This is a genomic window from Kitasatospora sp. NPDC051170 (assembly GCF_044455705.1).
Taxonomy (GTDB): domain Bacteria; phylum Actinomycetota; class Actinomycetes; order Streptomycetales; family Streptomycetaceae; genus Kitasatospora.
In genome coordinates, this window is record NZ_JBITFA010000002.1 from 312,320 (window position 1) to 327,580 (window position 15,261).

Here is a 15,261-nt window from a genome sequence, read left to right on the forward strand (position 1 = left end):
CTCTCGAAGGCGGGACGGGCTCCGTCATCTGTGCTGTCAGCGGTTCGCCTTGAGGAGCGAGGCCACCGCCGGGCCGGCGGCGTCGACGCCGTGGCCGCCGCCCTGGACCTCGGCCGCGACGGCGAGGTTGCCGCGGAAGGCGGTGAACCAGCTGTTGGTGGTGGACGCGCCCTGGACCTCGGCGGAGCCGGTCTTGGCGCCCGCGTTGTCGGTGATCCCGGCCATGACCTGGCTGGCGGTGCCGCTGACGGCGGTGGCGTTCATCATCGCGCGCAGCTTGCCGGCGACCTCCGGCGAGATCGGCCGGGCCGCCGCCTGCTGGGGCAGGCCCGGCACCAGGATCGGCTGCTTGAACGCGCCGCTCTGGACGGTCGCCGTGATCGAGGCGATGGCCAGCGGGTTCATCTGGACCTTGCCCTGGCCGATGTAGTTCATGGCCTGCTCGTCCTTGCTGCCCGGCGTGGCCGGGATCTTGCCGTCGGCGCTCGCCAGGCCCGTCTTCCAGTCCAGGCCGATGCCGTAGACGTCCTTGGCGGTGCCGGAGAGCGACTCGGGCTTGAGGCTGGTCAGGCCCTGGTTGATGAAGGCGGTGTTGCAGGACACCATGAAGTCCTGCTGGAGGGTGTTGTTCGGGAAGGCGCCCGGGAAGTCGTTGGGGATCGCGACCGGGTTGCTGCTCTTCTCCGGGCAGGCCACCACCGTGTCCGGGTTGATCCCGGCCTCCAGCAGGGCCGTCGAGGTGACGATCTTCATCGTGGAGCCGGGGGCGAGCAGGCCCGTGAAGGCCCGGTTCTGGCCGCTGGAGGGGGAGTTGGCGAAGGCCAGCACGTTGCCCGTGCTCGGCTCGATCGCCACGATCGACCCCGGCTTGCCGCCCAGGTCCGCCATCGCCTTCTCGGCCGCGGCCTGGAGGTTGTTGTCGATGGTCGTCTTGAACGGCTTGGCGGGCTTGGGCTCGACGATGGTGAACAGCTTGTCGGTCGCGCCCTTGCCGGCGGTGTCGGTGATCACCACCGCGCTGCCCGCGTCCTGGTCCTTGGCCGGGTCCGGCGGCAGCAGCTTGTGGGCGTTGTCCTGGAGGGCGCCGAGCAGCGCCGGGGTGAGCGAGGAGCCCTGCAGCTGCTTGCCGTTGCGGTCCACCACGGTGCCCGCCGGGGCGAAGACCGGCTGGACGGCGATGGTCTCGGTGGCGTTCAGGTGCGGGTGGAGCACGGTCGGCGCCCAGTGCACGGCCGGGGTGTCGTCGCTCATCTTCACGACGTTCAGGAAGCCGTTGTAGTCCCACACCCGGCTGGTGCCCGCGAACTCGGCGCGCGCCTTGAAGCCCATCAGCACGCCGGTGGGCCCCGGCGTGGCGGCGGCGGACGGCGAGTCGGTGGCGGCGGGCGTCGCCCCCGCGGACGGCGTCGCGGAGGCGCCGGCGGAGGGCTTGGCGGTGGAGGGGGTGCCGGTGGCCGAGGCGAACGCCTGCGGAGTCGCCGGGCCCGCGGGGGAGAGGGTCAGCGCGCTCGGCTTCACCCCGTCCCGGAAGGCCGTCAGCGCCTTCTCGGCGGAGGCCGGGTCGTCCGTCAGCGAGGCCGCCTTGGCGAGGTCCCCGGCCGCCCAGGCCGCCAGGAAGTCCTTGGTGCCGCTGGCCGCCTGCTCGGCCGAGGGCGGCTCGGCGACCACCGTACGGGCCTTCTTGCCGCCGGAGGTGGAGTCCGAGCCGCCCATCAGGCTGTAGGCGCCGTAGCCTCCGCCCGCCAGAACGGCGACGGAAACGCCGGTGATGATGCCGATCTTGGCGCCTTTGCGCATGGTGCAGCTCCCCCAGGGGTCTCGCGGCCGGGCGCCGCCGGCGGCGCCGGAAACGCGGGTGATCCCCCCACCCTAGGCAGCGCCCGTCGGTGCGCCGACGAAATGCCGGGGACTTGTGACGGATCTGGTACGTGTCGTGCACCGCATACGGACGATCCGCGGGTGCGGGATTCCGGTCAGACCCAGCTGTTGAACCACATCCGGGCGCGCCAGTCGTCCAGCGGGATCGTCTGGCCGGTGAAGAGCGGATAGAAATACAGGAAGTTCCAGACGATCAGCAGCACCAGCAGCCCGGCCGCCGCCGAGCCGATGGCCCGCCTGTCCCGGGAGGCCGTCGCCGGGCCGATGAGCGCACCGACCAGCATCGTCACCGCGAGGGCCAGGAAGGGGACGAACACCACCGCGTAGAAGAGGAAGATCGTCCGCTCCTGGTACAGGAACCAGGGCAGGTAGCCGGCGCCCAGGCCGCACAGCAGCGCCCCGGCCCGCCAGTCCCGGCGGAAGATCCAGCGCCACAGGCAGTACACCAGCGCCACCACGGCCGCCCACCACAGCAGCGGGGTGCCGATGCCCAGCACCTCGCGGGCGCAGTTGGCGGCGGTGCAGCCGTCCTCGCCCAGCTTGGGGGAGCTGTAGTAGAAGGACACCGGCCGGCCCAGGACCAGCCAGGACCACGGGTTGGACTGGTAGGTGTGCGGGTCGTGCAGGTTGGTGTGGAACTGGTACACCGTCGTGTGGTAGTTCCACAGGGCCCGCAGGCCCTCGGGTATCCACGGGTAGTCGGTGGAGCGGCCGACCGCCCAGTCCCGGCCCCAGCCGCCCTGGCCGGGGGCGTTGCTGCTGGCGAACCAGCCCCACCACGAGGTGATGTACACGGCCAGCGCGACCAGGACGATCGAGACGAAGGCCGGCAGCACGTCCCGGGTGAGCACGGCCGCGTACGGCCGGGGGGCGCCGGCCAGCCGACGGGCGCCCGCGTCCCAGAGCACCACCATCAGGCCGAGGAACACCGCCACGTACAGGCCGCTCCACTTGGTGGCGCAGGTCAGGCCGATGCAGACGCCGGCGGCGATCCGCCACGGGCGCCAGCCCAGGTTCACCCGCTGCGCCAGGACGGCGTTCTCCACGCCGCCGAGCTTCGCGGCCAGCCTGGCCCGGGTGTGGTCGCGGTCCAGCACCAGGCAGCCGAAGGAGGCCAGCGTCCAGAACATCACCACCAGGTCCAGCAGGGCCGCCCGGCTGAGCACCAGGTGCAGGCCGTCCACCGCGAGCAGCAGGCCCGCCACGCAGCCCAGCAGGGTGGAGCGGAACATCCGGCGGGCGATCCGGGCCAGCATCAGCACCGACAGGGTGCCGAGCAGGGCCACCGAGAAGCGCCAGCCGAACGGGTTCATGCCGAACAGGTGCTCGCCGACGCCGATGATCCACTTGCCCACCGGCGGATGGACCACGTACGAGGCCATCGGGCGGTAGGGCACGGGCTCGCCCGGCGTCATGATCTTGGTGTTGGAGTCCTCGGGCCAGTTGATCTCGTAGCCGCCGTGCCAGAGCGCGTAGGCGTCCTTGGCGTAGTACGTCTCGTCGAAGATGATCGCGTGCGGCTGGCCGAGGTCGGTGAAGCGCAGCAGGGCCGCGAAGAGCGCCACCGCGAGCGGGCCCAGCCAGCCCGCCCAGCGGCACAGGAAGTACCAGAGGCCCTGCGGCAGGCGCAGGCCCAGGCGCAGCAGCAGCGGGGACTGCGCGACGTCGCGCTTGGTGACCCCGGGGCCGTCCGGCATCGGCGGCACCAGGCGCTCGGTCAGGGGCGCCGCCGGGCCCTGCGGTCGGGCCCGGAAGCCGAAGGCGGCCAGCCGTTCGGTCCAGCCCGTACCGGCGCCCGGCGTGGCCTGGAGCGCCGGCCCGCCGTCCGGTGCGCCCTGCGGGGAACGGGGGGCCGGCAGGCCGACGCCGCCCTGCGCGGTGTGGTCTGTACCAGTGGGCGTGCGAGCCGCCGTGTCTCCGTTCATCCGCCACATCGTATGGGCGGGGTTCGCACGTGCGTCCGTTCCCTCGGAAGCTGACCGAATCGTCACCAAAAGCCCCGCCGTCCGGGAACTGGAAGGATGGGGCCCGTGACAGGAGTACTCGTTCTCGCAGGCACCCCCATCGGCGACGTCTCGGACGCCCCGCCCCGGCTGCTCACCGAACTGGCCACGGCCGACGTGATCGCGGCCGAGGACACCCGGCGGCTGCGCCGCCTCACCCAGGCCCTGGGGGTGACCCCGGCCGGGCGGGTGGTCTCCTACTTCGAGGGCAACGAGGTGGGCCGCACCCCGGAACTGGTCGAGGCGCTGCTCGGCGGCGCCCGGGTGCTGCTGGTCACCGACGCCGGGATGCCCTCCGTCTCCGACCCCGGCTACCGGCTGGTCGCGGCCGCCGTCGAGGCCGAGGTCAAGGTCACGGCCGTGCCCGGGCCCTCCGCGGTGCTCACCGCGCTCGCCCTCTCCGGCCTGCCCGTCGACCGCTTCACCTTCGAGGGCTTCCTGCCCCGCAAGACCGGCGACCGGGCCCGGCAGCTCGCCACCGTCGCCGCCGAGCCGCGCACCATGGTCTTCTTCGAGGCCCCGCACCGCATCGCCGAGGCGCTGGCCGCCATGGCCGAAGCCTTCGGGCCCGAGCGCCCCGCCGCCGTCTGCCGGGAACTGACCAAGACCTACGAGGAGGTCAAGCGCGGCCCGATCGGCGAGCTGGCCGCCTGGGCGGCGGACGGCGTCAAGGGCGAGATCACCGTCGTCGTCGCCGGAGCCCCGCCCGCGGCGCCGCAGGAGCACACCCCGGCCGACCTGGCCCGGCTGGTGGCCCTGCGGGAGGAGGCCGGGGAGCGGCGCAAGGAGGCCATCGCGGCCGTCGCGGTGGAGCTGGGGCTGCCCAAGCGGGACGTGTTCGACGCCGTCGTGGCGGCCAAGAAGGACGCCGCGGTAAAGCAGTGAAATCCGGGGGTTGCGTGGCGCGAGGGGAGTCGTACCTTGGAGGGAAGGCCCCGGTAAACGCTCACTGAGTTGAAGTTTCGGTACCGGATTCCGCTTCGGAACGCGCCCTTTGTATAGGGCCTTCCAATCCGCTTCCAAGACTTCACAAGACGGGCGTCCGCCGTGGTGGTCCGGGCATTTCCTGAGAGGGAAAGACCCAGCCGGGCGAGCGTCCGGCGGGCGCTGGGAGACGGCTATGAGCGAGATGGTGGGCAGCCCCCTCGGGGGCAACGCGCTGAGCACCGCCGGCCTGGCCGGCCGACCGCACACCCCCGTCGAGACCGTGCGGGAGGCGTACTCCTTCGCGTGCCTGCGCTGCGGGTACGGGTGGGAGCAGGCGTACGACATCGAGCACCACGTGTCCAAGGAGGGCCACGTCGTGTTCGAGTACCACGCCAACGGCGTCCGGGTGCCGTCCCCGCTGCTCAAGCCGACCTGCCCCGGGTGCGGCGGCCACACCGTCCGCATCATGCGCGAGGGCCGCGTCGCCGTCGCCGACCAGCCCTGGCAGCACGCCCCCGGCTACCCGGCGCACGCCGAGCCGGCCGGGGCGCCCCCGGCGGAGGGGACCGTCAGGCCGACCGGACGCTGGGCCCGGTTCTGGTCGCGGCTGATCGGCTGACGCCGGGGCGCGCGTGCGGGCCGTCCTCCCGTGGGCGAAACGCGGTCGAGGACGGCCCCCGCACGCGACTAAGCTTTCCGACCATGGCGGCCACTGCAGACCACAGCACCACCGGGGCGGACGCCCCGACGTACTACGTTTCCACCCCGATCTACTACGTCAACGATCGCCCGCACCTCGGCCACGCGTACACCACCGTGGCGGGCGACGTCCTCACCCGCTGGCACCGCCAGCGCGGCGAGAAGGTGTGGTACCTGACGGGCACCGACGAGCACGGCCAGAAGATCATGCGTACGGCCGAGGCCAACGGCGTCAGCCCGCAGGAGTGGTGCGACAAGCTGGTCGAGGAGGCGTGGAAGCCGCTCTGGCAGCACCTGGAGATCGCCAACGACGACTTCATCCGCACCACCGAGGAGCGGCACACCGCCCGGGTGCAGGAGTTCGTCCAGGACCTCTTCGACAAGGGCGAGATCTACAAGGGCGGCTACTCCGGCCCGTACTGCGTGGGGTGCGAGGAGTTCAAGCTCCCCTCCGAGCTGCTCGACGGCGCCACCGAGGACGAGAAGCTCTGCTCCGTGCACAAGCGGCCCGTCGAGTGGCTGGAGGAGGAGAACTACTTCTTCCGCCTCTCCGCCTACGCCGAGAAGCTGCTCGAGTTCTACGCGGCCAACCCCGACTTCATCCAGCCCGCCTCGGCCCGCAACGAGGTGCTGCGCTTCGTCGAGCAGGACCTCAAGGACCTCTCGATCTCCCGCTCCACCTTCAACTGGGGCGTCCCGCTGCCCTGGGACGAGAAGCACGTCCTGTACGTGTGGGTCGACGCGCTGCAGAACTACATCACCGCCGCCGGCTACGGCAGCGACCCGGAGCGCTTCGCCGAGCTGTGGCCCGCCTCCGTCCACCTGGTCGGCAAGGACATCCTGCGCTTCCACGCCGTCATCTGGCCCGCCATGCTGATGGCCGCCGGGCTGCCGCTGCCCAAGCGGGTCGTCGCCAACGGCTGGCTGATGGTCGGCGGCGAGAAGATGTCCAAGTCCAACCTGACCGGTATCGCGCCCACCGACCTCACCTCGCACTTCGGCGTGGACGCGTACCGCTACTACTTCCTGCGGGCGATCCCGTTCGGCACCGACGGCTCGTTCTCCTGGGAGGACTTCACCGCCCGGTACACCTCCGAGCTCGCCAACGACTTCGGCAACCTGGCCTCCCGGGTCGCCGCGATGGTCGGCAAGTACTTCGGCGGGAAGCTGCCGGCCGGCGTCTCGGCCGGTGAGGCCGAGCAGGCGATCGCGGACGGGCTGGCGAAGGCCGTCTCGATCGCCGACGTGAAGATCGGCGAGGAGCTGGACTTCGCGGGCGGCATCGCGGCGATCTTCGACTTCGTCAAGCAGGTCAACGGCTACCTCACCGAGCAGGAGCCGTGGAAGGTCGCCAAGGACGAGTCGCCCGAGGGGCAGGCCCGCCTGGCCACCATCCTGTACACCGCCGCCGAGGCGCTGCGCGGCACCGCCGTCCTGCTCAACCCGGTGATGCCCTCCACCGCCGAGAAGCTGTGGGACTCGCTGGGCGCCGCCGAGGGCCTCGGCACGCTCGCCTCGCAGACCATCGCCACCACCGGGGACTGGGGCCGGCTGCCCGCCGGGGCCACCGTCGTCAAGGGCGAGATCCTGTTCCCCCGCCTCGAAGAGAAGCCGGCCGCCTGATCATGGCCAAGAAGGACGACGACCGGTCGACCCCGCCGCCGCTGCCGGAACCCCTGGCCGTGGCGGTGGCCGACTCGCACACCCACCTGGACATGCAGTCCGGCACCCCGGAGGAGGGCCTGGCCCGCGCCGCCTCCGTCGGGGTCACCACCGTCGTCCAGGTGGGGTGCGACGTGCCCGGCTCGCGCTGGGCCGCCGAACTGGCGGCCCGGTTCGAGCAGGTGCACGCGGCCGTCGCCCTCCACCCCAACGAGGCCCCGCGGATCTTCCTCGGGGACCCGGACGGCTGGTCCGGGCAGAAGCGCCCGGGCGGCGGGGCGGCCGCGCTGGACGCCGCCCTCGCCGAGATCGACGCGCTCGCCGCCCTCCCGCACGTCCGCGCCGTGGGCGAGACGGGCCTGGACTACTTCCGCACCGGGCCCGAGGGCGTGGAGATCCAGAAGGAGTCCTTCCGCCGGCACATCGAGATGGCCAAGCGGCACGGCAAGGCCCTGGTCATCCACGACCGCGACGCCCACGAGGACGTCATCGCCCTCCTGCTGGAGGAGGGCGCCCCCGAGCGCACCGTCTTCCACTGCTACTCCGGCGACGCCGAGATGGCCAAGACCTGCGCGGCACACGGCTGGTACCTCTCCTTCGCCGGCCCCGTCACCTTCAAGGCCAACCAGCCCCTGCGCGACGCCCTCACCGCCACCCCTCTCGACCGCGTCCTCGTCGAGACCGACGCCCCCTTCCTCACCCCTCACCCCTACCGGGGGCGGCCGAACGCGCCGTACCTGATCCCGGTGACGGTGCGGTCGATGGCCGCCACCTTGGGGCTGCACGAGGACGAGCTGTCGGCCGCCATCGCCGAGAACACCGCCCGCGCCTTCGACTACTGAATCCGCCTCGGGGGCGAATCGATTCGCCACACATGACCGTCAACTAGGCTTCCTGGTATGTGGCGTGAGTGGATGAGCCCGCCGTCGCGCGGCTGGACGTACGACCAGCTCCAGGACATCGACATTCCGTTCGACTGGGATCTGGTCGATGGGGTGATCACTCCCCGGGTCCGAACCGACTTCTGGCACGACGAGGTGCGCGACTCATTGACGCGTGAGCTTCGTGGCGCCCGGACCGGCCGGTTCACGGCCATCGGCCCGGTCACGGTGTTCCTTGACGATCGCAACGCGATCAGACCGGACGCAGCCGTCTTCGACCGGGTCATCTGCACCCGGACAGCGTCGGAGTTCTTGCCGTTGGAGTCGATCGCGCTGCTGGTAGAGGTCGTTTCGCCTGCAACCGAGGCCAACGACCGGTTTCGCAAGCCGGGCCAGTACGCCGAGAAGGGCATCCCTCACTACTGGCGTGTCGAGCGCGGTCCCGACCACCTGCCGGTCGTCCACGAGTTCCACCGGGACGAGGAGAAGGGCGTCTACCTGCCCGTCGCCCAGCACGAGGGCGTGCTCCGGACCTCGGTGCCGTACCCCGTGGAGATCGACCTCGCCGCGGTCGTCGAACTCTGAGTGCTCTCCGCGCCGATATCCTTGGCGCGTGAGCACCACCGAACCCACCCCTGACAGCCATCTGCTGGGCGCCGCCGACATCCGGGAGCTGGCCGCCGCGTTCGGCGTGAAGCCGACCAAGCAGCGCGGGCAGAACTTCGTCATCGACGGCAACACCGTGCGGCGGATCGTCCGTGCCGCCGGGGTGACGGAACAGGACGCGGTGGTGGAGGTCGGGCCGGGGCTCGGGTCGCTGACGCTGGCGCTGCTGGAGGTCGCGCGGCACGTGACGGCGGTCGAGATCGACCCGGTGCTGGCGCGGCACCTGCCGGACACCGTGGCCGGGCGGATGCCGGGCAAGGTGGACGCCTTCGACCTGGTGTTCAGCGACGCCATGGAGGTCACCGAGCTGCCCGGGCCGGCGCCGACCGCGCTGGTGGCCAACCTGCCGTACAACGTGGCCGTGCCCGTCCTGCTGCACATGCTGGCGACCTTCCCCAGCATCGAGCGGACGCTGGTGATGGTGCAGAGCGAGGTCGCCGACCGGCTCGCCGCCAAGCCGGGCAACAAGGTGTACGGCGTCCCGTCGGTGAAGGCCAACTGGTACGCCGACGTGAAGCGGGCCGGCGCCATCGGGCGCAACGTGTTCTGGCCCGCCCCCAACGTGGACTCCGGGCTGGTCTCGCTGATCCGCCGCGAGCCGCCCAAGACCACCGCCAGCCGTAGGGAGGTGTTCGCGGTGGTCGACGCCGCGTTCGCCCAGCGGCGCAAGACCCTGCGGGCCGCCCTGGCCGGCTGGGCCGGCTCCGCCGCCGGTGCCGAGCAGGCGCTCGCGGCCGCCGGGATCGACCACAAGCTGCGCGGGGAGATGCTGACGGTGGAGCAGTTCGCCGCGATCGCCGAGCACAAGCCCGCTACGTCTGCTGAGGACGCTGAGTGATCACCGTACGGGTGCCCGCCAAGGTCAACGTCCAGCTCGGGGTCGGCGGTCTGCGCGCCGACGGCTTCCACGACCTGGCGAACGTCTTCTTCGCGGTCGCCCTGGGCGACGAGGTCACGGCTCGTGCGGGCGAGGGCGTCACCCTGACCTGCACCGGGCCCGACGCCGCCGCCGTCCCGCTGGACGACAGCAACCTCGCCGCCCGCGCCGCCCGACTGCTCGCCGCCCACCACGGCCTCGCCGACCCCGGCGTGCACCTGCACATCGCCAAGGCCATCCCCGTCGCCGGCGGCATGGCCGGCGGCAGCGCGGACTGCGCCGCCGCGCTCCTCGCCTGCGACGCGCTGTGGCAGCTGGACACCCCCTTCGAGACGCTGCTCGACCTGGCCGCCGAACTCGGCTCCGACGTGCCGTTCGCCCTGCTCGGCGGCGTCGCCCTCGGCCGGGGCCGGGGCGAGATCCTGGAGGCGCTGCCCGTCACCGGCACCTTCCACTGGGTGTTCGCGGTGGCCGAGGGCGGCCTGTCCACCCCCGCCGTCTTCCGCGAGTGCGACCGGCTGCGCGAGGAGGCCGGCACCGGCTCCGGCGAGGCGGACGTCCGCACGCCCGACGCCGACCCGGCGCTGCTCGCCGCCCTCGCCGAGGGCGACGCCGTCGCCCTGGCCGCCGCCCTCACCAACGACCTGCAGCCCGCCGCGCTCTCGCTGCGCCCCTCGCTGGCCGCCACCCTGCGGGCCGGCACCGAGGCCGGTGCGCTGGGCGCGCTGGTCTCCGGCTCCGGGCCGACCTGTGCGTTCCTCGCCAAGGACGCGGACGCGGCCGCCGCCGTCGCCGAGGCGCTGCGGGCCTCCGGCACCTGCCGGACCGCGCACGCCACGTACGGGCCGGTGCCGGGGGCCTCGGTCGTGGCGCGGGGCTGATCGCCGGGCCGACTAGGCTGGGGTGGATCGGGGTGTCCCCGAGACCGGGGAGGGCCGAGCCCGCCCCGGAACGGGGGAGGGCAGAGCCCACCCCACGACCGCCGAACCCAGGAGCGCAGCACACGTGGCCGTCAACCTCGCCACCATCGAGTCCGTCACGAAGGTCTACGGCACCCGCGCCCTGCTGGACGGGGTCAGCCTCGGCGTCAGCGAGGGCGACCGGATCGGCGTGGTCGGGCGCAACGGCGACGGCAAGACCACCCTCATCCGGATGCTCGCCAAGCTGGAGGAGCCGGACGGCGGCCGGATCACCTGGAACGGCGGCCTCGAACCGTCCGTCCTCACCCAGCACGACTCCCTCGACCCGAAGGCCACCATCCGGCACGAGGTCATCGCCGGCCGCGCCGACCACGAGTGGCTCGGCGACGCCCGCATCCGCGACATCATCGAGGGCCTCTTCGGTGGCCTCGACCTGCCCGGTTTCGCGGACGGCCTGGACACCGTCATCGGCCCGCTCTCCGGTGGCGAGCGCCGCCGGATCGCCCTCGCCAAGCTGCTGCTCGGCTCGCCCGAGCTGATCATCCTCGACGAGCCCACCAACCACCTCGACGTCGAGGGCATCAACTGGCTCGCCCAGCACCTCCAGAAGCGCCGCTCCGCGCTCGTCTGCGTCACCCACGACCGCTGGTTCCTCGACCAGGTCTGCACCCGGATGTGGGACGTCCAGCACGGCGAGGTGCACGAGTACGAGGGCGGCTACTCCGACTACGTCTTCGCCCGCGCCGAGCGCTCCCGCATCGAGGCCGTCGAGGAGCAGAAGCGCCAGAACCTGGCCCGCAAGGAGCTCGCCTGGCTGCGGCGCGGCGCCCCCGCCCGTACGTCGAAGCCGCGCTACCGCATCGAGGCCGCCAACGCGCTCATCGCGGACGTGCCGGACCCGCGCGACAAGAGCGAGCTGATGAACTTCGCCAACGCGCGGCTCGGCAAGACGGTCTTCGACCTGGAGAACGTCACCGTCAAGGCCGGGCCGAAGCTGCTGCTGGAGAACCTCACCTGGCAGCTCGGCCCCGGCGACCGGATCGGCCTGCTCGGCGTCAACGGCGCCGGCAAGACCTCGCTGCTGCGGGCGCTGCGGGACGCGTACGCGAGCGAGGGCGACGTCCAGCCGGACTCCGGTGTGGTCAAGGTCGGCAAGACGGTGCGGCTGGCGTACCTGTCCCAGGAGGTCGTGGAGCTGGACCCGGCGACCCGGGTGCTCCAGGCCGTCGAGCAGGTCCGCTCGCGCGTCGACCTCGGCAAGGGCCGGGAGATGAGCGCCGGGCAGCTGTGCGAGCAGTTCGGCTTCGGCAAGGACAAGCAGTGGACGCCCGTCGGCGACCTGTCCGGTGGCGAGCGTCGCCGGCTGCAACTGCTGCGGCTGCTCATGGACGAGCCCAACGTGCTGTTCCTCGACGAGCCGACCAACGACCTGGACATCGAGACGCTCAACCAGCTGGAGGACCTGCTCGACGGGTGGCCCGGCTCGATGATCGTCATCAGCCACGACCGGTTCTTCATCGAGCGGACCACCGACGTGGTGCACGCGCTGCTCGGCGACAAGCGGATGCGGATGCTGCCGGGCGGCGTCGACGAGTACCTGGAGCGCCGGGCGCGGATGGCCGCCGAGGCGGCCTCGGCCGCCGCCGCTGCCGTTCCGGTGCCTGCCGGGGACGCGGCGCCCGAGGCCGGGCTCTCCGGTGGGGACCTGCGGGCGGCGAAGAAGGAGATGCAGAAGCTCGAGCGGCAGATCGCGAAGCTGGACGACAAGGAGTCCAAGCTGCACGCCCAACTCGCCGAGCACGCCGCCGACTTCTCCAAGGTCGCGGAGCTGGACGCCCAGCTGCGGGGCGTGCGGGAGGAGAAGGAGGAGCTCGAGATGAGCTGGCTGGAGCTGGCCGAGCAGGTCTGACGGTCTAGTTGTTCTTGGAGAGGAGCGTTTCGAGCTCCTCGGCGGCCCGGGCCAGCACACTGCGGTCCGGGTCGTGGGGCGCCGTCGGACGGGCCGCGGCGTGCAGCGGCGGGCGGTGCGCGCGGGCGGCCGCCGTCAGCTCGTCCAACGCCCCCCGGACCCGGTCGATCTCGGCCGGGTCCGGCGTACGGCCCCCGTAGCGGACCTGCGCGGTGTACGCCGCCACCGCGCCGCCCAGCCGCTCCAGCGCGGCCGTCGCCGGCAGCCACCGCTCGGCCAGGCGGCCCGTCGGCGGCGGCTCGGACAGGCCCTGGCTCACCTCCTGCCGGGCCTCCGCGAGCGCCCGGTACGCCGTACGGCGCAGCCACACCTGGGCCCCCGCGTCGTCGGTGGCCGCGTCCAGGTAGGCGCGCAGGGCGGTCGCCGCGGCCACCAGTCGGGGCTCGATCCGGTGACGCGGGCGCTCCGGCCACAACAGGTACCCGAAGAGCAGCACGATCGCACTGGCGAGCGCCGTGTCCAGCACCCGGGGCCAGAACTCGGCGGCGCCGCTCTGGCCGCCCAGTTGCAGCAGGACCAGCGCCATCGGGGTCATCACCACGGTGTTCAGCCCGTAGTGCGCGGCCGTCGCGTACGGGAGCAGGGCGACGCACCCGGCGGCGATCACCGTCAGCGCCCACGCGTCGGTGGTGAGGGAGAGCAGCGCGGCCGTCACCGCCACACCGAGCACCGTGCCGATCGAACGGCTCACCGCGCGCAGGAACACCGAACCGAGGTCCGGCTTGAGGACGAAGGCGATCGTCATCGGGACCCAGTAGCTCTTGCTCAACGGGTAGTTGGCCGTCACCGCCTCGCCGACCGCGATGCACAGCGCCACGCGCAGCCCGTACCGGGCGGACACCCCGGACAGCGGGCGCGCCCGCAGCCGCCACGGGTCGGGCGGCGGGACGGGGGCGGTGGACAGGTGCGCCTCGCGGCCGGCCACCGTGTCGGCGGCGGCGCGCAGAGCCGCGTCCAGGGCCTGCCGGGCCGGGGTGTCGGGCTGCCAGTCGGGCACGGCGACGTCGGCGGCGCCTTGGCGTACCGCCTGCGCGAGCCGCGTCGGGACGGCGGCGATCTCGGGCGGGACCGGGCGGGAGGCCCACAGCAGCCCGGTGGCCGCCTCGGTGGCGGCGAGGGCTGCCTCGTACATCCGCTGGAGGCGGCTGTCGCTGTGACTCGGCCGCGGGAGGAGGTCCTGCAACTGGTTCAGACGGGCCGTCAGCACCTGCCGGGAAGCCGCCGCCCGCGGCGTCCCCAGGTCGGAGAGGGTGCGGCCCAGCGCCTCGTACGCCGTGGCCAGTGCGCGCCGCCGCGGATCGGCCTCCGGCCGCTGCCGGGTGCGAGCGGGCAGGCCGAGCACCAGGACCAGGGCGGCGCCCACCGGCATCATCGGCGCCGCCGCCCACCACGGATGCGGCAACGGCATGCCACTGCCCAGCGCCGCCGACACCAGCAGCAGCATCCCCGCCGCGGACCCGCGCGGGCCCGTCGCGCTCAGGGCGCCGGAGACGAAGGCCGTGAGGGTGAGCGCGGCGCCGAGGACGAGAGCGGAGGCGTGGGCGTGCTGGAGCGTGGTGCCGATCAGCATGCCCAGCGCGGAGGCGCCGACGGCCGTGCCGATGCGGGTGATGCGGAGGCGCAGCGGCTCGACCCGGTCGTTCATCGTCGCGTGCATCGCCCCGAGACCCGCGAACACCCCGAGATCCAGCCGGTGGGTCAGTAGACCGACGGCGAGGGGCACCACCATGCCGACGGCCGCCCGCAGCATCAGGGCCAGGGGGAGGGGTGGCCGGGCGGGGCGTGCGGCGCGGGCCCACCAGGGGGAGTGCGGTGGATGCATGGGTCACGTCCGTTCTGCGGCCTCGGGTCGCTGCTGTGCGACATTGCGCGGCAGATGGGGCGTACCCGGCGATTCTAGCCGGGGGCGGGTGGGGCCGGCCGGGGCGGTGTTCGTGTCAAGTTCGTACCGATCGTGCACGGCGGGCCGAGGCCCCTGCCGGGACGACGGGGGTGATGGCTACCATGACGGAGGCGCAATGTGCCTACAGGGCGGGCGGGTTCGGCCGAAGGCGCACGAGCGAGAAGTCGTCGGTGTGAGGTGAGCGGAGCGGTCTCCCGGAGGTCCGGGGGAGCGTCCGTACGGGGGAGGAGTGAACTGCTGTGGCAGATCCGGACAAGGTGCTCGGGGATTGGGAAAGCAAGACGCCGCCCGCACCGGCGGCGCCGTCGGACCCAGGAGGGTCGGCCGAGGACGCGCCATACCTGCTGGACAGTCAGATCGTCATCCCCATGGGCGTGCCCATCTACGGCGGGACCAAGGTCAACGTCGCTCCGGTCGTCAGCACGGGGCAGACGGACACCAGCGCCAAGCAGTTGGTGGACGCCTTCGGGAAGCACGACGTCAAGGTCGAGATCGACACGCTGACGACCTTCGCGAAGAAGATCGAGGCCCTGCTGCTGGCGATGGAGGGATCCGCCGCCGCGCCGTACAAGGTGCAGCAGCAGAAGGTGGAGGGCCCGCACCTCGGAGAGGGCTTCACCGAGGCGACCGTGCTGACCGGGGCGTACGACAAGGTGCACAAGGAACTCGCCAAGCTGCACAAGGACTTCGCCGCACAGATCAAGGCGATGCAGGACTCGGTCTCGAAGTCGGCGAGCAACTACGCGTCCAACGAGGACCACACGACGGCAGCGCAGAAGGCGGTCGCCGCCAATGCGGCTGCGCCGCCCGCGTCGAGCGGTGACAGGAACCAGACGGCTGCCAGCTGACGGCTGGGTGGGTTGAAGAGACACGGGG

General features: G+C 72.5%; 12 protein-coding genes. 9 read left to right on the top strand and 3 right to left on the bottom strand.

Translation table 11 applies throughout. From position 1 onward, the window contains the following. Positions 1 to 36 precede the first annotated feature (36 nt). On the bottom strand, positions 37 to 1,797 hold the full coding sequence (locus tag ACIBCA_RS05000) for a penicillin-binding transpeptidase domain-containing protein (protein ID WP_396281416.1): 1,761 nt from the start codon (positions 1,795 to 1,797) through the stop codon (positions 37 to 39). A gap of 176 nt (positions 1,798 to 1,973) precedes the next feature. Then, the gene (locus ACIBCA_RS05005; protein ID WP_396281417.1) at positions 1,974 to 3,812 is read right to left on the bottom strand and encodes a dolichyl-phosphate-mannose--protein mannosyltransferase; all 1,839 of its coding nucleotides are present in this window, start codon (positions 3,810 to 3,812) and stop codon (positions 1,974 to 1,976) included. A 96-nt stretch (positions 3,813 to 3,908) separates the two neighbouring features. Between ACIBCA_RS05005 and rsmI the strand changes: the two genes are divergently transcribed. From rsmI to ACIBCA_RS05045, 8 genes are all read left to right on the top strand, one after another. Continuing rightward, entirely contained in the window at positions 3,909 to 4,766 is an 858-nt protein-coding gene (rsmI, locus tag ACIBCA_RS05010) for a 16S rRNA (cytidine(1402)-2'-O)-methyltransferase (protein ID WP_396281418.1), read from the top strand. 235 nt (positions 4,767 to 5,001) lie between these two features. Next, entirely contained in the window at positions 5,002 to 5,427 is a 426-nt protein-coding gene (locus ACIBCA_RS05015; RefSeq protein ID WP_396281419.1) for a hypothetical protein, read from the top strand. 83 nt (positions 5,428 to 5,510) lie between these two features. Then, the gene (gene metG / locus ACIBCA_RS05020; protein WP_396281420.1) at positions 5,511 to 7,130 is read left to right on the top strand and encodes a methionine--tRNA ligase; all 1,620 of its coding nucleotides are present in this window, start codon (positions 5,511 to 5,513) and stop codon (positions 7,128 to 7,130) included. A 2-nt stretch (positions 7,131 to 7,132) separates the two neighbouring features. Then, a complete protein-coding gene (locus ACIBCA_RS05025; RefSeq protein WP_396281421.1) occupies positions 7,133 to 8,011 on the top strand; it encodes a TatD family hydrolase in 879 nt (292 codons plus the stop codon). A 57-nt stretch (positions 8,012 to 8,068) separates the two neighbouring features. Continuing rightward, positions 8,069 to 8,635 carry a Uma2 family endonuclease gene (locus ACIBCA_RS05030; RefSeq protein WP_396281422.1) on the top strand — a complete coding sequence of 189 codons (567 nt, stop codon included), beginning with the start codon at positions 8,069 to 8,071 and terminating at the stop codon, positions 8,633 to 8,635. A 28-nt stretch (positions 8,636 to 8,663) separates the two neighbouring features. Next, on the top strand, positions 8,664 to 9,554 hold the full coding sequence (gene rsmA, locus ACIBCA_RS05035) for a 16S rRNA (adenine(1518)-N(6)/adenine(1519)-N(6))-dimethyltransferase RsmA (protein ID WP_396281423.1): 891 nt from the start codon (positions 8,664 to 8,666) through the stop codon (positions 9,552 to 9,554). Further along, the gene (locus ACIBCA_RS05040) at positions 9,551 to 10,474 is read left to right on the top strand and encodes a 4-(cytidine 5'-diphospho)-2-C-methyl-D-erythritol kinase (protein WP_396281424.1); all 924 of its coding nucleotides are present in this window, start codon (positions 9,551 to 9,553) and stop codon (positions 10,472 to 10,474) included. Before rsmA ends, ACIBCA_RS05040 begins: the two co-directional genes overlap by 4 nt. A 124-nt stretch (positions 10,475 to 10,598) precedes the next feature. Then, positions 10,599 to 12,422, top strand: a complete 1,824-nt coding sequence (locus tag ACIBCA_RS05045) for an ABC-F family ATP-binding cassette domain-containing protein (protein WP_396281425.1) — start codon at positions 10,599 to 10,601, stop codon at positions 12,420 to 12,422. A 4-nt stretch (positions 12,423 to 12,426) separates the two neighbouring features. Here ACIBCA_RS05045 and ACIBCA_RS05050 read toward each other — a convergent pair whose 3' ends face one another. After that, entirely contained in the window at positions 12,427 to 14,304 is a 1,878-nt protein-coding gene (locus ACIBCA_RS05050; protein ID WP_396281426.1) for an FUSC family protein, read from the bottom strand. A gap of 320 nt (positions 14,305 to 14,624) precedes the next feature. Between ACIBCA_RS05050 and ACIBCA_RS05055 the strand changes: the two genes are divergently transcribed. Then, a complete protein-coding gene (locus ACIBCA_RS05055) occupies positions 14,625 to 15,233 on the top strand; it encodes a hypothetical protein (RefSeq protein WP_396281427.1) in 609 nt (202 codons plus the stop codon). Positions 15,234 to 15,261: the final 28 nt, after the last annotated feature.

What these genes read in the sequence shown, in the direction of transcription:
- ACIBCA_RS05000 (WP_396281416.1), bottom strand. Translation starts at nt 1,797, where the DNA reads ATGCGCAAAGGCGCCAAGATCGGCATCATCACCGGCGTTTCCGTCGCC.
- ACIBCA_RS05005 (WP_396281417.1), bottom strand. Translation starts at nt 3,812, where the DNA reads ATGTGGCGGATGAACGGAGACACGGCGGCTCGCACGCCCACTGGTACA.
- ACIBCA_RS05015 (WP_396281419.1), top strand. Translation starts at nt 5,002, where the DNA reads ATGAGCGAGATGGTGGGCAGCCCCCTCGGGGGCAACGCGCTGAGCACC.
- metG (WP_396281420.1), top strand. Translation starts at nt 5,511, where the DNA reads ATGGCGGCCACTGCAGACCACAGCACCACCGGGGCGGACGCCCCGACG.
- ACIBCA_RS05025 (WP_396281421.1), top strand. Translation starts at nt 7,133, where the DNA reads ATGGCCAAGAAGGACGACGACCGGTCGACCCCGCCGCCGCTGCCGGAA.
- ACIBCA_RS05030 (WP_396281422.1), top strand. Translation starts at nt 8,069, where the DNA reads ATGTGGCGTGAGTGGATGAGCCCGCCGTCGCGCGGCTGGACGTACGAC.
- ACIBCA_RS05050 (WP_396281426.1), bottom strand. Translation starts at nt 14,304, where the DNA reads ATGCATCCACCGCACTCCCCCTGGTGGGCCCGCGCCGCACGCCCCGCC.